The organism is Tardiphaga sp. P9-11 (assembly GCF_008329525.1).
Taxonomy (GTDB): Bacteria; Pseudomonadota; Alphaproteobacteria; order Rhizobiales; family Xanthobacteraceae; genus Tardiphaga.
This window is the reverse complement of sequence record NZ_NPKQ01000005.1, coordinates 201,081-221,111: the sequence shown is the minus strand read 5'-3', so window position 1 is coordinate 221,111 and position 20,031 is coordinate 201,081. Positions and strand designations below refer to the sequence as shown.

At 60.6% G+C, this 20,031-nt stretch carries 9 protein-coding genes and 2 pseudogenes; 5 read left to right on the top strand and 6 right to left on the bottom strand.

Going from position 1 to position 20,031, the window contains the following annotated elements; genetic code table 11:
- Positions 1-16: 16 nt before the first annotated feature.
- On the top strand, positions 17-550 hold the full coding sequence (locus tag CIW50_RS18720; RefSeq protein ID WP_149532709.1) for a Rap1a/Tai family immunity protein: 534 nt from the start codon (positions 17-19) through the stop codon (positions 548-550).
- A 376-nt stretch (positions 551-926) separates the two neighbouring features.
- Here the strand turns inward: CIW50_RS18720 and CIW50_RS18715 are convergent, their stop codons facing one another.
- From CIW50_RS18715 to CIW50_RS18700, 4 genes and pseudogenes are all read right to left on the bottom strand, one after another.
- Positions 927-2,615 carry a methyl-accepting chemotaxis protein gene (locus tag CIW50_RS18715; protein WP_149532708.1) on the bottom strand — a complete coding sequence of 563 codons (1,689 nt, stop codon included), beginning with the start codon at positions 2,613-2,615 and terminating at the stop codon, positions 927-929.
- A gap of 35 nt (positions 2,616-2,650) precedes the next feature.
- Positions 2,651-2,995, bottom strand: coding sequence for a hypothetical protein (locus CIW50_RS18710; protein ID WP_149532707.1), 345 nt, complete (start codon positions 2,993-2,995; stop codon positions 2,651-2,653).
- Positions 2,996-3,970: 975 nt separating this feature from the next.
- A complete protein-coding gene (locus CIW50_RS18705; protein ID WP_149532706.1) occupies positions 3,971-4,216 on the bottom strand; it encodes a hypothetical protein in 246 nt (81 codons plus the stop codon).
- Between the two features lie 618 nt (positions 4,217-4,834).
- A pseudogene (locus CIW50_RS18700) lies at positions 4,835-4,954 on the bottom strand (GapR family DNA-binding domain-containing protein); the annotation flags it as partial.
- 1,192 nt (positions 4,955-6,146) lie between these two features.
- On the opposite strand from CIW50_RS18700, the gene CIW50_RS18695 reads away from it, so the two are divergent.
- Both CIW50_RS18695 and CIW50_RS18690 read left to right on the top strand, forming a co-directional pair.
- The gene (locus tag CIW50_RS18695; protein WP_149532705.1) at positions 6,147-6,917 is read left to right on the top strand and encodes a ParA family protein; all 771 of its coding nucleotides are present in this window, start codon (positions 6,147-6,149) and stop codon (positions 6,915-6,917) included.
- A 52-nt stretch (positions 6,918-6,969) separates the two neighbouring features.
- On the top strand, positions 6,970-7,302 hold the full coding sequence (locus CIW50_RS18690; protein ID WP_149532704.1) for a DUF6634 family protein: 333 nt from the start codon (positions 6,970-6,972) through the stop codon (positions 7,300-7,302).
- A 385-nt stretch (positions 7,303-7,687) separates the two neighbouring features.
- Here the strand turns inward: CIW50_RS18690 and CIW50_RS18685 are convergent, their stop codons facing one another.
- Together CIW50_RS18685 and CIW50_RS18680 are read right to left on the bottom strand one after the other, a co-directional pair.
- Complete coding sequence (locus CIW50_RS18685) at positions 7,688-11,146, bottom strand: YhaN family protein (protein WP_149532703.1); 3,459 nt, start codon at positions 11,144-11,146, stop codon at positions 7,688-7,690.
- The gene (locus CIW50_RS18680) at positions 11,143-12,369 is read right to left on the bottom strand and encodes a metallophosphoesterase family protein (RefSeq protein ID WP_149532702.1); all 1,227 of its coding nucleotides are present in this window, start codon (positions 12,367-12,369) and stop codon (positions 11,143-11,145) included. The genes CIW50_RS18685 and CIW50_RS18680 overlap by 4 nt, the downstream gene beginning before the upstream one ends.
- A gap of 158 nt (positions 12,370-12,527) precedes the next feature.
- Between CIW50_RS18680 and proA the strand changes: the two genes are divergently transcribed.
- Together proA and CIW50_RS18670 are read left to right on the top strand one after the other, a co-directional pair.
- The gene (gene proA, locus CIW50_RS18675) at positions 12,528-18,455 is read left to right on the top strand and encodes an anti-phage protein ProA (RefSeq protein ID WP_149532701.1); all 5,928 of its coding nucleotides are present in this window, start codon (positions 12,528-12,530) and stop codon (positions 18,453-18,455) included.
- A gap of 415 nt (positions 18,456-18,870) precedes the next feature.
- Positions 18,871-19,989: pseudogene (locus tag CIW50_RS18670) on the top strand (type II toxin-antitoxin system HipA family toxin); the annotation flags it as partial.
- Positions 19,990-20,031 lie beyond the last annotated feature (42 nt).

Below are 20,031 nucleotides of genomic sequence, written 5' to 3'. Positions count from 1 at the left end.
GAGATCGATATTGGGAATGCATCTCACCGCCGATCCGAGGATCGCGCTTCCTTCGTGCCGGATGCACGTAACCGGCGGCACCAAGCGGCACTGCTCCGATTTTCTGACCATGCTGACATCAACAGGCATATCGACGTCCCCGCGGTTCAGCCGTCTCATTCGCGTCATTCTAAGCACGATGATTTTGTTTATGTCGCACGCACATGCAGACGGCATCCGCATGGCAGAACTCTGCAATCGATCGCACCGAGATCTGGTCTCGATGTATGTCGAGGGCGCTCTGGACAATGCCGAGAGCGACACAACGGCCATCATGTCAGATCTCGAAAAGGCTCTTGAAGGAGGATCGTCGGAGATCGCCGGTCTCAAGCGATCATGGAAGCTGGTGATGTCTTACTGTCCACCCTCGCGGTTCAAGGCGGATCAGGCCGCGGATATCTTTTGTGACTTCCTCATGCTCAATCCACAAAAGCGCAAAAGCGAAACCATCGCGCTGCTGAATGAGGCTCTGCAGAATGCATGGCCGTGTTCCACTGGTCAGAAGAAGTAGGAATCTCTGTTGCGATCGAATGAGCCCGCTATCCGATAAGTTCGGCGAAAAGCGGCGCTGCAGACTTGCGCTCGCAGGTGTCGCTGAAATTCCGAATTCTGGGCCGCAGGCTCCGCCCAGCCACGGTCCAACCTCAGCGACGCCCTTAACACTGATTAATGCTGTCCTGAAGTCCAGTGCTGGGTTGCGGCAGAAATAGACCGCGGGTCGCGCCGTCACCCTTTGGCAGAAAGCAGCAACACTAGTTACTGAGCTCGATACCTCATGCGCCCGAACGCCTCATGCCCGGCGACGTTTGTAACCACTCTTTCTGTCTTCCAGCGCACGCGAAGGGCGTGCTGGAAATTGTGAGTTAGCAGAATGGGATAATAACCACCTACGCTTTGCGGACTTGCGCCAGGAATACCGCCACCGACCGCCCGAGTTCGCCACTCTCATGCAGCAGCGACTGCGCCAGGCCATGTACCTGCGATGACGCTGCTTCTGTGTCGCCGGCTCCGCGGCTGACATCGACAATGCTGCGGGCGACGTCGGTTGCTGCCTCCGCCGACTGCTGCACGCTCCGCGAGATTTCCTGCGTCGCAACGCCCTGTTCCTCCACGGCGGCGGCAATTGCGCTAGAGATCTCCGAGATCTGGTCGATAGTCTGCCCGATTTCGTGGATGCAACTCACCGATAATCCGGTGGCCGTCTGCATCTGCGTGATCTGCTCGCTGATATCCTCCGTCGCCTTCGCGGTCTGCGCCGCCAGCGCCTTAACCTCCGCTGCCACCACCGCAAAGCCACGGCCCGCCTCGCCCGCTCGAGCTGCCTCGATGGTCGCGTTCAGCGCCAGCAAGTTGGTCTGTTCGGCAACGGCTTTGATCATCTTCACCACCTCGCCGATCCGATTCGCCGACTGCGCAAGATCGCCGATCCGCGCATTGGTCTGCTCTGCCTGGCGCACCGCGGCCTGCGAGATCAGTTGTGCCTGCTGCACCTGCCGGCCGATCTCCAGCACCGATGACGCCATTTGCTCGGATGCCGCCGCCGCCGATTGCGCATTAGCCGATGACTGCGCCGACGCTGCCGCCACCGAGGCCGACAATTGCTGCGTCGTCTCGGCCGAACGCGTCAGTCCACCCGCCGCACTTTCAATGTCCGAAGAGGCGGCCGAGACCTTCCGCACGATTTGCCCGATTGCCAGATCGAAACCGTCGGCGACCTGAGCCATCGCCGCCTGGCGCTCCTGTCCGGCCTGCAACGCGCTCGCCCCCTGCTCGGCTTCTAGCTCGCGCACCCTTTCTGCATTGTCGCGGAAGATCTTTACTGCACCAGCCATGTCGCCGATCTCGTCGCGACGGCCAAGCGCTGGTATCACCGTATCGAGATAACCAGCTGCCAGCAGCGCCATCGCATCCGTCATCGCGGTAATCGGACGGACGACGCCTAACGCCACGCCAAGGATTCCGGCGCCGATCACGACGAACACCAGCAGCGAGACGATCCATAGCGTCAGCGAGATTGATCCAACCCGCGTGGTAGCGGCTGCCTCGGTGGCGGAGTTGTCATCAGTGGTCTGCTTTACGATCGCATCTATGACAGCACGGTGCGTCGTATATGCGGTGGTGACCTCGGTATAAGCACGCTGCGCGGCAGCGCTATCGCCGCGTGCCAGCGCGGGAAGCAGGTGCTGCTCGGTCGCCTGCCAAAATTTCTGGACGTCGCGATCTGACACCTGCACGAGTTGCGTCTTGATAGCCGGCGTCAGCGAAGAGGCTTGCCAGAATGTGCGGCGGTCGTCGTAGTCCTTGCGCAATGAAGCCAGCCGCTCTCTGCGGCTTCCGAGCGATGCAGGATCCTGCAGCGCCAGCGTTGCTTCGAGATAGGCCTCGATGACATATTCGGGCGGCGGCAGGATATCGGCAATCAGGTCGTTGCCGAGCTTCAACCGGTCATACAGCGGTCCCCCAACCTTGAGCTGCGATAACCCGTAAACGCTGGTGCCAATCACCGCGGCGAGGCCGAACGTGATGATCAGGCCGAATATGGAAATTGCACGCGCGATCGTAAGGCGCAGCTTCATGGGAATGGACTCCGGCAGAGTTGAACTGATGAATATCAAGCATGATGGGCAGAATGAACACCGCAACGCGACGCTGGCGACGGTGTCAGTTGGCTTTGCATTCGGGTCAGTTTGTCGAGTTCAAGCGAGGCCAGCAGCAGCTGGCAGCGTAGCGTGTTGATTTTGAGCTGAAACTCCGCCAGCGTCGCCGGATCTCTCACTTTCTGTACGGTGCTTGCGAATGATTGCAGATAATCGCCTATCTCGGAGACAGCCATTCGCAGACATTCGCTTTGCATCAAGAGCACGGCAATATGCCGCGCGAAGGGCGATGATGCCGCAACCGATGTGGTCGCGGGTGAAGCGAGTCCGGCGGTGACGAGATGGATGATATTCGACATGACATCTCTTGTTCTGACGGCGGTGCCGTCGCACGGAAGAATGACCAGTATCGCGACCGGCGACGCTCCAATATTGAGGGTTGTCTGAAATAAGAGTGGCGTGGTGGAACGGGTGGCCAAAATCTGATGATGCGACAAAGCAGTCCTGCTATGCTTCGTTTGTAGAGCCGATGTCTTGCCAGCGCCTTAGACCGCAAAGCGCAACGTTAGCTCAATTGCTGACTTGCAACGCCTTGGGTCGCGTGGAGCATTGCGCTCGACATGTAATAGTGTGGCAATGAAGCCTGCACCTCTTGCGTGTGGCTTACTGGGGATATTACATTTTGATGTGCGATAGCGCTGATCGCTGTGGCGCGTAAGGCCGGAAGCGGCACAGACCTCGCAGCGCTACAACGCGTTGTTCGGCCTTGCCGACAACGCGCCGCAACCATCGATTGACGAGTTCACTTCCCGCATCGATCATATCGCTAGCCCTTGCCCGCGCGACCAGCCTCACCTTTGCGCCCGGTGCCGTGATCGCACATCGCAGCGTACGCACGCGTTGCTCGAATCCTGCCCGCAAAGAAGCAAAATCCTAAGAGACTCGAATTCCGGATAGGTCAAGCTCGGGCACACTCGTGGCTCTGCCAACCTCTTCTCTGGCTTGGGAAGGAGACGCTGCTGGAAAGTGTTTCGACGTCAATCGTGGCTGAGATCACGAAACTCAATCGGCACTTTGAGTTCGAACCGTCGGTTTCACCGGAGACTTTCGATCAACAGTATCTTTCAGGCCGCGTTTGCTTTTTGTCGGATTGCTATTGCGTTCGCCCATTCTTCCTATGGACGCATCACTTCCCTGCCCGCCGTCCGTAGATTCTTTCAGAATGATCACCTTGCAAACGCCAACAGCTCTTAGCTATCGACGTTAGGTTTAAATACTTCCAATGAGTTTGCATTCCAGGATGGGCAGCTACCGGTTCAAGGGACACTGAATAGTCACGGACCGGCGGGGGCGTCCATAAAAATGAAATGAAATCCCGTAACAGCTGCGCCAAATGCAAAATAAACGCAGCTTCCTCCAACTATTACAATAGCGGTCATCAAAGGCGTGGCGCTGCCCAATACCAGATCACAGGCCCGCGCTATATTCAGGAACATCATAGTGCCGGAGAACGTGCACCCCAAGAATGCACCCATTGCGCAATGAACTAGTATTTTATGTAGCAGTTGCTGATCGGTCATCTCTGACCCTCACAGATCATTGAGTTGGAACGTCAGAAATTTCTTCAAGTTCCACTTCTTGGCTGTTTGCAACTAAAAATTTACGCGGTTACCGAAGGCACTGCATAAGCGCCTACTACATTGGGCAATTAGAAGACGGCCTGGCTGATCTCATCGAATATTTACGCCATGAAAGGCTAAGAGATCCGATCACTCTTTCGATTTGCTGGAGGACGCTATCGAAACCTCGTTGCAAACCTTTTGCTCTTGGCACCAGTATGCCGACATCTCCGGCGATCAGAGAGGGAAACGCCGGCGGCTGGAGCAACCTCAATAAGCGGCTCGCCGGTATTATCACGCCACGACCCGCGCTACTGATACTCCGAGGGCATCAAAGCGATCGGCGACCGAGCGGCCGTTCTGATTGCCGAAGACGAGGCCGCCGACGCAGAGGCTTTGCGCGCATTATTTTCCAGCAACGCCCCTTCATCACGCGTCAATGTCTTGGCGGGATCTGAGCAGGCCGCTCTCCGTTACCGACGGAAGACCACAGCTTGTGCAACCTTCAATTGAATGACTTTCAATTGGGTGGCTCCCTACCGGATCAGCCACCCAACCAAAGACGCAACACTCGCGGAATTAGCCGAGCATCCCGAGCGCCTGCAGATAGGTCTCCAGGATTGTCTCTTGCTCAGCGCGCTCGTTGGCGTCCTGCTTGCGCATGCGGATGATGGTGCGCAGCGCCTTCACGTCGTAGCCTAATCTACCCCACCATATTTGTAGTCTTAGTGTCGCTCTAGAATCGTGAGGTTCTGTGCCGGAAGAGGAGGACGGCCCTGCGCAGCGGCTCCCCCCAGTTGCAAGCAAGCAGGGCCGTTCCATGCTCGATCTGAATCGTGTGAGTAGAGTTCCCATGTTGCAGGCTAACACCATGCCCCCGTAAGGGGGATCAGAACGCTCTATCAGGTCTCTACGCAGAAGCCTAAATCTTGAAGGCTGCCGAAAGCCCCGTTGGTTTTTTTTGCAAACGATCACAGCAAAGATTTCGGCTATCGGATTTTCGCGTGGAATACCCGGATGTCGACGCACATGTGTCAGGAACTGAGCGACTGCGGCCGGGCCGGTTCCGACGGACCGGGCGAAAAGGCGGGATTGGTTCGGACGCGTCACCTAGAAAGGCCGCGTCACGTCTACCGTCCTTTGAGCTCAGGAACGTCTGTACTGGCCGACGAAGGATCTCGGATGCTATCGCCGAAGAGAGATCTTGGAACGCCTTCCATCCCAGCTTGCTAAGATCGTAGTTCATCGCGGCTCGTCCGATGACGGACCGTTCAGGCGTTCGCGTCGTGGCGTCGCGAGTTCGCCGCGTTTCGCGCCGCTGGACATGAAAGCCGTCGGCCATACGCCCAACTCAAGTTGGCAACGCACTCGCTCTCGGTCGTCCATCGCCTCCAAGCGGCACCCGATCAAACGGCCTCTATTAATCCGGAATTGTTTTCTTTCGGACGGATGAATGCGTCTCGGTCCGAGGCTTTGTTTTCTTATCCTGCGGATTCCGGGTCACACTGCGAAGCCGCAATGGCTTTTCCGTCGCTCTCGGTCGGTTAGCCGGAAAACCGAGCGGAAACAGCAGGCCGGGGCCATGCGTTTCGCTATCTCCAAGGAATTTGACGCCATGGCCTTCCAACGCTGCCCGGACTGCACGCAAGCTCTTTAAGGTAGTCGTCGTATGCGCTGCATCGGCCTCAAGCCGTTGAAGGGAACGCAGGCTGATCCCTGCCGCTTTCGCGACACCGTCCTGCTCGAGACCGAGACCGATCCGAGCCATAAACAGAAGTATTGGATCCACAGCCATTCGCCCAATTTCGAGCGGAATGAAGTCTTGTCAACAATTGGCGGCTAGCCGCCTTTTTTTGCCTAATACTATTGTTTTTTGGCGGATAAGGGAGCAGTGAAAGACATCGAATTCAACGCACTCCTCGAATCGAAAGGATTCGCGATGCGCACGTTTCTGTTTCTCGGGTCCAAGGGTGGTTCCGGTCGGACGGCATCGAGCGTGATCCTAGCCACGGGACTCGCCGCCCTCGGGCACCGACCGTTGCACTTACAGGTAACGATGTCAGGCATTCAACCGGTCATCGCATTCGCCACGGGCGTCCCGTTCTCGACGGCCGCCCTTGCGGAGCACGTCGCGACGCCGGAAGCGATCCGGCATACAATCGCGGCCCATCCGGAATGTTCGACGGTCGTCATCGATATGGTCAAACGAACCGTTTGGGAGACGGTCTTTGACAACCCAACATCCGTGGTGCTGTTTCCCATGAGGCACGCGGCTGTCGAGATCGAAGTGGCGGTTCGAGACTACCGAGACCTTCAGACCCATCTGGCGTCGGCCTCAGATCCACGCTTCCGCTTTCATCGCCGAACTGCGCGCCCGCGGTATAACGCGCGACCTCCAATTGCTTCCCTCGACCGTGGCTGGCTTCTGCCGGTCGCCTGGCCCGAGGATTTGGATGATCATGCCGTCGCGGCGAAAGTGGAGCGGTTTGATGGTCCCATGCGGGCTGGCCTGCCCGGTCCACGAATATTGAAGCGAGGGATCGCCGATATTTCGAAAGAGCACCTCGACGATCTCGTCAACACATCCCACTACATTTGCAGCCGAACTGTCGAAGCAACGGCAGTAGCTGTGGCACAATCGGTGTCAGAGCTTTGCGTCTGATCACGGATCGCCGCCCCGCGGCCAGTTCGTTTGCATGACTTCCGGAAAAGATATGTTCGAAATTAAAAACGGACGTCCTGCGGACCTTCTCGCGTTGGCATCGGAGGTTGATCGCCTTCAACGGCTCGCGACAGATCTAATGCTGTTCGCCGATGGCCATGTTAACATAAGCAAAGACGCTCCCGTTCTCGACAACTGGATGCGGACATCTCGCAGTGCAGCCTGCCTCACCGGAACGGTTTGGGATCACCCCACGCTGCCGGGCGCCGGGCGGTCGATCGTCACGAGCGATCTTTACCTGCTGATGGAGGATACGGGGGTGGCTCGCACGATGTCACGCTGGTACCGACTGGGGCGTCCCTATGGCAGCAAGCATTCCTCCTGAGTTTCGGCGTGCGGAGATATGCGCTCTCGCCACTGACCTCTTTGATTCCGAGGAGGAAACTCAACGGTGGCCGCAGCGTGCTGGCGCAAAGTTTGGAGCAGAAATTCTTCCCTCAGGGCATCATTTCCGTCAATGCTCTCCCGAGCCGATTAAGGTGTTCGGCCAATTGGAGAACGGGAGATGCGCTTCGGGATAAATCTGCGCAGCGATCTGGCAAAGCTCGACGATTCCGATTGCGGCCCACTACGAGAAACTTATGCGGATATCCGCCCTCAACGTCCGCGTTGCGCCACGAGGCACATCCGCCTATCGCGGATGGCGGAAGGCGAAGCGAGACACCTTCATGCTCCGAGCTTAGATGTCCAAGCCTAAAACGCGCTCGACTTCACAAGGTGATTAAATCCACAACGCAATCGGTTAGAGACGCCGCTAGATCCGCCACATGGCTGTGATGCGTAAACACGATCATCTGGCGCTGCCGCCCCGTCGCTGCCAGCAACCGCAGCGTTGCGAGCGTGCGTGTCTCGTCGAAACTTGCCAAGAGGTCGTCGCCAATGAACGGCATCGGTTCGGAGGTCCGTCGTTCCATCAAGGCGAGCCGCAGCGCGAGATAAAGCTGGTCGCGCGTCCCCTCGCTGAGGCCCAACACGGAGACCCGTTCGCCTTCGGCGCGGCGCGCCACCAGCATCGGCTGATCCTGCTCGCTGTAGTCGATCGTCAGTCCAGCAAAGGCATCGGCCGTCGCCAGCGCGAACAATCCGCCGGCCCGCGCGATAGTCGGGTCCTGCACCTTGGCACGATGCAGCTCGATGGTCTTGCGCGCGAGCAATGATGCCGCTGAGCGCAGCAGCCAACCTTCCGCGATGGTCAACATCTCAGCTTCGGCCTCGTTGCGGCGGGCTGCAGCGCTGGCAGCGTCGCGGCCCTTGGTCAGTACGTCCAGCTCCTGCTGCCGTTGACGATGCGCTGCCGAGGCGTCGGTAATGTCCTTCAACAACTGTGCCTGATGCACCGTCTCGCTGTCGATCCCGGCACGCAAACCGTCGAGATCGATTCCCTCGCGCTCCCGGCGTAACGCGCCCTCGTCATGACCATCAGCAATCTCGCCGAGTTGACGCCGCAGCGCGGCCTGTTCGTTTTGCAACGTTTGGCGCGTGGCAAGCCGCGTCAGCGGTGCGATGAGTGCCGCAGTATCGGCCACGCCAAGCACCCGGCATGCCTCATCGAGCGCGGACACGCTCGCAGAACGTTTCGCGACCAGCGCACTAAGGCCCCCCGCGCGCCTTTCCACCCCGCCCTGCAACCGCTTTCGCGTTTCGCCGACACGGCGCGCCTCGGCGAGGCGCTCCGCGATGCGCGACAGCGCCTCCTGCGCCGGCATATCGCACAGATCCGGCGCGATCCGCGCACAAAGCAACGCGACATCCGCATCAAATGCCTGCAGATCGGCCACAATCGTATCGACGCTGCGGCCCTCGCGCTCATGGCTGGCGCGCGGCACGCCGACGGCGCTCCACACCGTCAGTGCGGCGTTAGCCTGTGCCGGTGTAGCTTCCAAAGGCTGCCCGATCGCCTGCATCGTCTGCGGCCAATGCCGCCGCAACTCCGCAATCCGCGCTGCGATCCGGTCGCGCGCATCGGCCGCTTCGGCCACGTCGCGCGCGATCCGCGTTTTTGCCACGACTCGCGCCTTCGCGTCAGCCCATGCATCCTGCAGCTGCTCGAAACGTCCCTTCGCCTCGCGATACAGGACAACCGCTGGCGGCGCGGGATCGGGCCGCAGCCCCGTCCCTTCGAGGAAGCTGACCGTCGCCGTCTTGCCCGCGTCCAGCGCGGAAGCCAGTGCGTCGATTCCGACGCGCTGCAGATCGACCTTCTCCAGCCGTGCTATGATCTCATCGAGCCGCTCGCGCCAGCGCAGCATCTCGGCAGCGCCGCGCGGCTGCAGGCCGGATGCCGCCCAGGTCTGTCGCCACGCCTCGCCGGTCTCGTCCAACGCACGCTGCACGCCGGCACGCTTCGCCACCTCGCGCTCGCGCGCATCGCGGGCGTCGGCGAGATGGCGCTGCGCATCCTCCTGCCGCGTCGCCCGCTCGGTATCCGTGAGCAACTGGTCCGTGATGCCATCAATGGCGCGCGACGCCTCCGCCACACCGTCGAGCCCAGCGGCGCGCGCATCACGCGCGCCGTCGACATCGGCACGCAACGCGTCGAGCCGCGCATCCCGTATCTGCCGCGCCTGCACGAGGCCCGCCTTGGTCGGCACGGCGCCGGATTGCGACAACCGCGCCAGTTCGAGCTGGGTCGCGGCGATCGCGTCATCGAGTGCGGCGATCACCTGAGCGAGCCGCTTCAGCTCAAGCTCGCTCGCCTCGATGGCGCCGGCAAATCGGGTGATCGTGGCGCGGTCTGGCGCCGGCAATGCACGCAGGCGCTCCAAAGAACCCGGCATCGGATCGAGCGCGGCCACGGCATCGCCAAGCGCCTTCAATTCCACCGCATGCGCGGCGCGCTCGCGATGCAGGCGCTCGTCCTGTGCTGGGATGTCGCCAAGCGCTGCAAAACGCTGCCGCAGCGGCTCGATATCGCTGACAAGTTGCGCCGCGCTCTCCTGCGTCTCGAACGCGTTGCGCTCCTGAATGACCCGCGCATGCCGCGCCTCGGCCTCGTCCAGCGCCTGCAAATCGCGCCGCATCGCCTCGATGCGCTCGCGCGCGTCTGCCAGTGCGGGATCGGTCGGCAGTCTCGCACGGAGTTCTGCATGCGAAGCAAGCCCGAGCCGTCGCGCACAATCCTCCAGCAGCGCTTCGGCAGCATCGCGGTCATACCGCCGCCGCGGCAGGTCGGTCGCTGCCTTGCGCACGGCGCCGACGCGTTCCCGCAGTGCCTCGATCACCGCGTCCTCGGCCAGCAGCGCATGATCCACGGTCAAGGTGGCGATCTCGGCGGCATCCACCGCAGCGGCAGCATCGAGCGCAGTGATTTCGGCATCCAACGCGGTCAGACCATCGAGCGCGCTGCGCCAGTCCGCCAGCATTTGCTCGGCCACCACCGGCAGGTCCGCCAACGAGTTCAGCTCGACCGCGATTGCATCGAGCCGCACCAACGGCGAGCGCACCCGCAGGGTTCGCTGCCAGCGCGCCAGCATGATGCCGCTCGTCTTATGCGCTGCTTGCAGCTTTTCCAATCCTTCGCCCGCTTCGGTCACCGCCGCCTGCAGCTGCCGCAGTGCCTCGCGCGTCACCACCGCCTCGCGCAGCGCCTTGTCGGCGACATCACGCCGGTCTGCAGCAAGATAAAACGGCTTGCTAGCCGACTTCCGCGATGTGAACAGATCATCCGCCTGCGCCTGCAGCCGGTCCTTGATCCGCGACACTGCGGCCATCCCCGCCGAACTTGCCGCCAGCGTCTCCGCGAGCCGCCCGCCAGCGCCTAGCAGCTCAATGCCGCCCTCGCGCAGCGATTGCGCGGTCATGCCGAATTCCTGGTTGAAGGCAGCACGCGAGATGCCGCCGAGCAGCGCCGCGAACGGATCGTCCGGCAGCGGTTGGTCATCGACATCGAGCAGCGTGTTCTTGTTGCCCTTACGCCGGCGTGCCGCGATGACGCTGCCATCGGCGCGGCGAAAAGTGCCGCCAACGCGCAGCAGCTTACTATCATGCCGGAAATCATAATCGGTGCGGCCGCCGAAACCGAACAGAAGGTCGCCGATCGCCGACAGCGCCGATGTCTTGCCGGCCTCGTTGGCGCCGAGCACCACATGCAGCGACGCCTGCGGGTCGAAGACGAGTATGCGGTCCGTGAAGATGCCGTAGCGCTCCAGCGCCAGCTGCTCGATCCTCACAGCAGTTCTCCCGCTAGTATCGCCTGTGCATCGTCGGCCAGCGCCGCGACCATGTCGGACGCCGCGAACTCATCCTGCAGATCACGCGGCAGCTTCGCCTTCACGGTCTCGACCAGCTCCGCCAACGCCGCCGCGAAGGCCGGATCCTGAGCGGTCTCGCCGAGCAACGCCCCAACATCGACGCTATCCGCATCAGGCACCACCGCAGTTGGCCGCGCCAGCCGAGACGTCTTCACTTTGAGCTGCTCGACCCAGCAGTCGGACGCCAGATGCAGCGCACCGGCCCGTAACTCGTCTTGCAGCAGTTCACGCCGCGCCACAAACGCGTCATGCAACGCCGTCGCGCCCGTCAACGTGACACGCACCGCCAGCGCGCGGCCCTCGCTCTGGGTATGCGCCTCGGACAGTTCCGCCGACACTTGGTCCAACAGGTCCTTCTCGTCCGCGACGTCAGTGACATTGATTGTCAAGTGCGCCCAGCGTGCACCGTCCAGCGCCACCGGCGTGACATCGATGATGCGGCCGTCCTCGACGGTGACGCGCATAGCGCCCTTCGCACCGGTTTCGCGCACATTTCGACCCTGCAGGTTGCCGGGGAATACGATCCATGGATCGCGCACCACGATTTCGGCGGCGTGGATATGGCCCAGCGCCCAATAGTCGTAGCCGAACCGCCTGAGGTCATCGACACTGCAGGGTGCATAGCCATCATGGCCGCGAGTGCCGTCGAGCGAGGTGTGCAGCACGCCGATATTGAGCCAGCCCTCGCGACGCGTGGGATAGTTGTCGACGAAGTCGCCGATCAGCCGGTTCGGAAAACTCCGCCCGTGTAGCGCCACGCGATAGTCATCGAGCACGACTGTTTCCGCCGCATTGGCACGAAACACCCTGACGCTGTCCGGATAAGGGAGGTCGCGCGACATCAGGCTTTCTGCGTCATGATTGCCCTTGACGATAAAAACCGGAATTTTGGCACGGTGCAGCGCACTGATGGCGCTGACGAAGAAAAGCCCCGTAGTGACGTCCTTCCAGTCACCGTCGAACACATCGCCGGCAATGATCAGGAAGGCCGCCTTACTGGCGATGGCTTCATCCACAAGCGCCTGTACAGCTCGCCGCCCCGCCTCGGCGAAACGCCGCGCCACGTCCTCATCCTTCAAGCGCAGCCCGGCCAGCGGACTGTCGATATGGAGATCGGCGGCATGAATGAATGTGAAGCGCATGGGGAATTGGCATTTCGGGAGAGTGGATCGACGTCACGCAAGCGATGCCGGAGTTGCGGCGAAACGCGCAGAGGCGGCACCACCCCTTAAAGTTGAAACCATACTTGCGATCAAGCCCACAATATCGGAATGATTGCAAACGAAGACTGGGCGGCGCAATGAACGACTCGCACTTGAACACCGGGATAAATGATATTTTGATCGAAACGCCGGGAGCTCCCGAGATCGCGATAGTGTCCGATCTTGCGACAAAATTCACCTTTGCATCGCACCAGAACTCCATTCCGGTCATCCGGAGCATCGCCATCCGCAACCCGACCGGGGACGCGGCCGAACGCCTCAGGCTCGAACTGAGTGCCAGCCCTCCATTCCTCAGGCCGAAAACGTGGACAATCGACCGGCTGCTCCCAGGCGACGAGATCGCCCTGACTGACCGCCGCATCGATCTGGATGCTGCCTATCTCGCAGGCCTTGACGAAGCGGAGATCGGTGACATCCGGCTGCGCCTGATGCAGGGTGAAGACCTGCTCACCGAGACGATCGTGCCGGTGCGCCTGTTGGCCCGCGATGAGTGGGGCGGCGTATCGGACATGGCGCAGCTGCTTCCGGCCTTCGTCATGCCGAACGATCCCGCCGTCTTCCGCGTCCTGAAATCGGCAGCAGAGCGGCTTGCCGCACATGGTCACTCGTCGGCCCTCGACGGCTATCAGAGCAATGACCCCAAGCGCGCTTACATGCTGGCCGCAGCAATCTACTCGGCGGTCGCGGGACTTGGGCTCCATTATGCGGAGCCGCCTGCGAGCTTTGAAACGCGCGGGCAGAAAATTCGCGGGCCGAGCAAGATTGCTCAAGACACGATAGCAACCTGCCTCGACACGACCCTGCTCTTCGCTGCGGCACTAGAAGCCGTCGGATTGAATGCCGTGATGGTGCTGATGGATGGGCATGCTTTGGCCGGCGTCTGGCTGGTCAAGCGTACCCTGCCCAAGACGATCGAGGACGACGTTACCGAGCTGCGCAAGGGCATTGCGGCGCGCGAACTCGTGGTGTTCGAGACCACCGGCGTCACGCATCGGCCGCCAATGATGTTCGAGCAGGCCAAAAAAGACGGCGAAGCCGGGCTTGACGAAGGCGCTGCGCACCCCTTCACCGCCGCAGTCGATATCGCTCGATCGCGGTCATCGGGCATCATGCCACTGGCGTCTCATGAAGCCCGCGTCCGGACCGACATTGAAGAGGTCGGCACATTCGAGGAGGTCCCGCTGCCTGCGGAGCCGGACATACTCGCACCGGCTGATATCGTGGACGTGAAGCCGACCACGGCGGCGGGCCGCATCGAACGCTGGCAATCGCGGCTGCTCGATTTGTCGCTGCGCAACCGGCTTCTGAATTTCGCCGAAGGCAAGCGCACGGTTCCGTTTCTCTGTCCAGACGTCGCTTATCTGGAGGATCGGCTGGCGGATGGCGCAGCCATCAAGCTGATCTCCCTTCCACAGCAGAATCCGCTCGGCGAGCGCGATGCCGTGCTGCATCGCGAGCAGCGTGGTCAGGATCTGCACCTGACCTTCGCCGCCGAGGCGCTGAGGCGAGACGAACTCTCGTCGATGCTCGATGCCAAGGACCTCTCTGCACGCCTGACCGAACTGTTTCGCTCGGCCAAAAACGATCTGACCGAAGGCGGCACCAATACCCTCTATCTCGCCGTCGGTATCCTGAAATGGAGAAAGACGCCGACCGACCAGCGGCTGTATCGGGCGCCGATCCTCCTCCTGCCCGTCAAGCTCGAGCGATCAGGAGCGTCCGATCGCTTTCGTCTCAAGTTTCACGAGGATGAACCGCGGCTCAATGCGACGCTGCTGCAGTTCTTGAGACGCGATTTCGACCTCAGCCTGCCGGACTTCCGCGACGGTTTGCCAGCAGACGAGAACGGCGTCGATGTCGCGCAGGTGCTGACGCATATGCGCCGTGCGGTGCGCGACGTGCCCGGCTTCGAGGTCGTCGATGATATCGCTCTATCGACGTTCTCTTTCGCCAAGTATCTGATGTGGAAGGATCTCACCGACCGGATCGCAGGATTGCGGCAGAACCGCGTCGTCAAACATCTGATCGACAATCCCGAAAGCGCATTCGACGGAGCAGATCAACCGTTTCCCGACGAAAACGACATCGATCGCCACTATGCTTCCGCCGACCTGGTGATGCCGCTGCCTGCGGATTCGTCCCAGGTGGCGGCCAGCCTCGCCGCGGCGCAGGGACGCGATTTCGTCATTGTCGGCCCGCCCGGCACCGGCAAGAGTCAGACGATCGCCAACATGATCGCGATGTGCCTTGCCGGCCACAAGACGGTGCTGTTCGTGGCCGAAAAAACCGCTGCTCTCGACGTTGTTCATCGCCGCCTGCGCGAGCACGGCCTTGGCGATCACTGTCTCGAACTCCATTCCAGCAAGGCCGATCGCAAGCAGTTCTTCAATCAGTTGAAAAACTCTTGGGAGAAGCGCGGGCCGCAGATCGGCGCACAGTGGGTGACACTCAATGACCGCCTGCAGATCCGCCGCGATGAGCTGAATGCCTATGTCGCGGCCTTGCACCACAAATCGCCGAACGGATTGACGCCTTATCTCGCGATTGGCATGGCCGCACTGGGCCATGACGACCATGCACCGAGCTTGCAATGGGAGAGCAAGGGTGTCCATGATGCTGCCGGCTATGCCGACCTAGAAGATCTCGCTGACCGCCTCGGTCGAACTTATGCGGCTGTCACCGTTCGCCCGATCTTGCGTCTGGTGCATGTCGAGGAATGGACCAGTGGCTGGCAGGAAAAGCTGATCGCCGCGGCACGTACCCTTGGCCGCGCTGCGGCCGCGGCACAAACCGCGTTGATTGCGATCAGCCCGCGCCTCGGCCTCGATGGCCTGCGGGATTGCCGCGCCGACGGACTGCGATACTTCACCGACTTGGCCCGGGACCTCGTCGCCTCCGCGGGGGAGGACTTGACGATCATCCTGCATCGCGACTTTGCCACGCTGGCGCGCGCCCTCGCTGAACTCGATTCTGCGATCGCGACCTATCGCCGGACCGAGACTGGCCTGTCTGCGCGCTATGCTGCTGACGTCGTGTCCCGCATGCCGCTCGCCGAGATCGAGCGCGATTGGCACGAGGCCAATGCGGCAATGTGGCCGAAATCCTGGCTGTTAGCACGACGCGTCCGCGGCCTGCTTGGGTCCTATGCCGGCACTAAAACGGCCAATCCGGACAATGATCTGGCGCCGCTTCGCAAGTTGCAGGCCACCCATCGAGCGATCGACAGCAACGCAGTCGCGCAAACCTCGCTCCGTTTTGCAGGACTCGAGACCGACTGCAAGGCACTGAGCGTCCACATGCAGAGGGCGGAGCAGTTCCGGACGTCCCTGGTACAGCTCGGCGAGTTTGCCGGCGACGTTCAGAAGGTCGCGGCCAGTATTGCGGGCGGCCTCAAAGGACAGATCAACCAACCGCAAATTTCTGCCGCCAAGGACTATCTGGCCCGTTACCAGGATCTACAGGAAGCTATCGACGCATTCGAGGCGATTGCCGGTTTACCGATCGACGGCAGAAGCGACGACTTCCTCGGCAACCTCTCCCAACAGATGGACGAACTCGAACATGCGCGTACGCTATTTCGAGATTGGTCGTCCTGGTGCGCAGTTCGCAAACGCGCGATCGCACGCGGGCTCGCACCCCTGGTCGACGATATCGAAAGCGGCGCGGTGTCACCGGGCCGCAGTATCGCCGCCTTCCGGTTGGGCTACGCGCGCTGGTGGCTACCGCAGACGATCGACGAGAGCCCAGAGCTGCGCAATTTCCGGCGCTTTGAGCACGAAAATGCTATTGTCGATTTCAGGGCCATCGACGATCTCGTGCGAAGCCATGCCAGCGACAGGATAGTCAGCGCGCTGGCGCACGGCCTGCCGTCTTCGGAATCCGTGTCCCGACAGTCGGAGCTCGGACAGCTCCGCCATCAGATGGGCCTCAAGCGGCCGAGCCGATCGATCCGGGAAATGGTTGCGGCGATGCCGGAGACCTTCGGCAAGCTGGCGCCCTGCGTGATGATGTCACCGCTCTCGATCGCGCAATATTTGCCGACCGATCAGGCTCTGTTCGATGTCGTGATTTTCGACGAAGCCTCCCAGATCGCCACCTGGGATGCGGTCGGCGCGATCGCGCGCGGCAAGCAAACCATCATCGTCGGCGACCCAAAGCAGCTGCCGCCGACCAATTTTTTCGGCCGCGCCAATGATGACGACGACAGCATCCCAGAACACGACCGCGACCTTGAGAGCATTCTCGACGAAGCAAAGGCATCTGGACTGCCGGTTCGGCATCTGCGCTGGCATTATCGCAGCCGTCATGAATCGCTAATCGCGTTCTCGAACTGGCACTATTACGACAATCACCTCATAACCTTCCCAAGCCCAGTAACGGACGACCGCGCGGTTTCCCTGAATCTTGTACCAACCGGTCTCTATGACCGTGGCAAAAGCCGTACCAATCGCGAGGAGGCACGTGCGATTGCGGGCGATATTCGCAAGAAATTGGAATCCTGGCTCGCTTTGCCGGAAGCGAATCGTCCGACCATCGGCGTGATCACCTTCAACGCCCAGCAGCAGGCGCTTATTCAGGATCTGCTCGACGACACGCTGCGCGCCAATCCCGACCTCGAATGGTTCTTTTCCGACGACCGTATAGAGCCCCTGATCGTCAAGAATCTCGAGAACATTCAGGGGGACGAACGCGACGTGATCTATTTCTCGATCACTTTCTGCCGCGATGCCGCCGGAAAACTTCCTATGAATTTCGGCGCCATTAACAACGAAGGCGGCGAGCGGCGATTGAATGTCGCGGTGACCCGCGCGCGAACCGAGCTGAAAGTGTTCTCTGGCCTGCGCGCCGACGATATCGATCTCAACCGCAGCAAGGCGCTCGGCGTACGCCATCTCAAGGCGTTTCTGGACTATGCCGTGCGTGGCGCGATCGCGCTTCCGGCGCAGGATTCAGGCTCGCGCGGCGACATGGAATCACCTTTCGAACAAGCCGTCGCTGCAGCGCTCGAGACGCGCGGCTGGCAGATCGTACCGCAGGTTGGCGTCTCCGGCTTCCGGATAGACCTCGGCATCCGCCATCCCGATCATGCGGGACTGTATCTGGCCGGGATCGAATGCGATGGCGCCACCTATCACAGTTCGGCCACCGCACGCGATCGCGACAAGGTCCGCGAGCAGGTTCTGCGTGGCCTAGGCTGGAACATCCTGCGTATCTGGTCGACCGACTGGTGGTTCAATGCCGCGGAAACGACGGAACGCATTCATGACGCGCTGAACGCGGCGCTGGAGGCGAGCCGGGCGACCTTCGCCGAAGCCGAACGCGTGGCGATCTCCGGCGAAGCCGACATCCCGCATGAAACCGACATGCCGCCCGACGACGTGGATACCAGCAATGCACCGGACGGTCTCGCGGACGAAACCTGCGGCGTAGCTGTGGCGACCGCTGGTCCTGGGCCTGTCGGGGAGCAACGGATTGCGTCGCTGATCGAGGTCGAAGCCCGCTCGGGAGCGACATTCCGGATGGTTGATCTCACCGGCATCAAAGCGGATCCCGAGCGTTTCTTCGAGTTCTCCTATCGCCCGAGCCTGCAATCCATGATCGATGCCGTCATGGAAGCCGAAGCGCCGGTGCGCGAGGACATCCTCGCCCAGCGCATCGCGCGCGCTCATGGATGGCTCAGGACCGGAGCACGCATCCGCGAGCAGATCGCGCGCCATCTGAAAGGCTATGAGCGGACGGAGGAAACCTCGGGCTCATTTCTCTGGATGCCTGGAACAGTTGCTAATCGCCTCGCATTTCGCGCACCGCATGCCCCTGATCACCGGCGAAACCTATCCGAAATCTCACTCGCAGAACTTTCGGATTTTATTCTACTGAACCGAAACGCTCTGCAAGAAGAAGACCCACCACTGGTGTACGCGCGCCTCCTTCAGGTGGAGAGACTAGCTGCTCCGACGCGCGAGCGCATTGAGGAGGCGATCGCTAGAGCTCAAATCGTTGAATGACTCATCGGGTCACCGAACAGATGGCAAAGTTAGCCGGTGAGGCCGTCCGGAAGACCGCCGCGGGTCCAGCCCCACCAACGGAGATGCTCGCCGAGCATTGGGACGCCGTCCTGAAAGACTCACGCAATCGCGCGTTCAAACGCGATCCCTATCCAGCGACGACGGTTGTCGGAAATTCCCCGCCGCACGCTTCGCGTCTCCTGCCGCCGCTGTGACCGTATCTCGAACTCCTATCATCGCTGATGCGGTTCGTCTGCACGGTCTATGCGATCTGGAAGGACGTTGGAACGCAACTTCTGGACACGCGCTCATCGGCAAAATCTGGCGTCACTACAAGAATACCTCTTTTCTCGGAGGCGTTTTCATGCCTTCCAGCGCAAACGCATTCGTTCTGAGGCAGAATGCGTCGAGATAGCTAGACGACGAAAATCGCCCGACCCTTAGTCTCGCATTCAAAGATCAATTCGGCAGACTGCTTACAGCATTCAAACCAATCCAGCAGGTGCTACCTCCGTTCTTTTCGAACCTTCTTCCGGAAGGAGCGCTTCGCCGTTACATCGCAGAGCGAGCGGGGGTTAACGAGAAGCGCGAGTTTTTTCTCCTCTGGATGCTTGGCCAAGATCTCCCGGGCGCGCTTTCGGTAGTTCCTGCGGATGGTGAGGCGCTCCCCCCTCAAGTCGAGGAAGAAATTGGACCGGAAGAGCGCCAGAACATGCTGCGGTTCTCCCTCGCTGGCGTTCAATTGAAGTTCTCTGCCTTGAAGACCGACGCAAAGAAGGGAGGCCTGACTATCCCAGTCGAGGGCGTCGGAGGATCGTGGATCGTCAAGCTGCCTTCTCATCAATATCCGGGCGTTCCGGAAAATGAATACTCGATGATGACGATTGCCAAGTCCATTGGCATGGACGTACCCGACCTTCAGCTACTTGACGTGAAGGCTATCGAGGGGTTGCCCGAGGGCATCGGAGAATTCAAGGGCCAAGCGTTGGCGATCAAACGCTTTGATCGAAGCCCGGATGGCCCAATTCATATCGAGGATTTCGCCCAAGTCTTCGGAGTGCCTCCAGACGACAAATACAAACACGCTAACTACAAAGTAATTGCGAAGGTACTTGGCATCGAGTCTGGTGAGGCCGACGTCGCCGAGTTTATCCGTAGGTTGGTTTTCAGTACGCTTATCGGGAATACCGACATGCACCTCAAAAACTGGTCCTTGATCTACTCCGACAAGCGCACACCCGCTCTATCGCCTGCGTACGACCTTCTCTCCACGATACCCTATATTCCAGACGACAAGATGGCGTTGAACTACTCGCGCACAAAGAAGATGGTTGACTTCACTCGCGACGAGCTAAGGCATCTTGCCGCAAAGGCGATGATCCCCGAGAAGCTGGTTCTCGATACTGCGACCGAAACCGTCGAGCGCTTTAAGCAGATTTGGGCGCAAGAAAAGTCAAACCTTCCGCTCGAAAAAAAGGTCGTCAGCATTATCGACGCGCACGCAGAATCTATCCCGATATACCACGCCCGATGAAATTCCCGGACTCGAAAAGCCGAACATAAAACTTTGCACCCA

What these genes read in the sequence shown, in the direction of transcription:
- CIW50_RS18715 (WP_149532708.1), bottom strand. Translation starts at nt 2,615, where the DNA reads ATGAAGCTGCGCCTTACGATCGCGCGTGCAATTTCCATATTCGGCCTG.
- CIW50_RS18705 (WP_149532706.1), bottom strand. Translation starts at nt 4,216, where the DNA reads ATGACCGATCAGCAACTGCTACATAAAATACTAGTTCATTGCGCAATG.
- CIW50_RS18710 (WP_149532707.1), bottom strand. Translation starts at nt 2,995, where the DNA reads ATGTCGAATATCATCCATCTCGTCACCGCCGGACTCGCTTCACCCGCG.
- CIW50_RS18680 (WP_149532702.1), bottom strand. Translation starts at nt 12,369, where the DNA reads ATGCGCTTCACATTCATTCATGCCGCCGATCTCCATATCGACAGTCCG.
- CIW50_RS18720 (WP_149532709.1), top strand. Translation starts at nt 17, where the DNA reads ATGCATCTCACCGCCGATCCGAGGATCGCGCTTCCTTCGTGCCGGATG.
- CIW50_RS18690 (WP_149532704.1), top strand. Translation starts at nt 6,970, where the DNA reads ATGTTCGAAATTAAAAACGGACGTCCTGCGGACCTTCTCGCGTTGGCA.
- proA (WP_149532701.1), top strand. Translation starts at nt 12,528, where the DNA reads ATGAACGACTCGCACTTGAACACCGGGATAAATGATATTTTGATCGAA.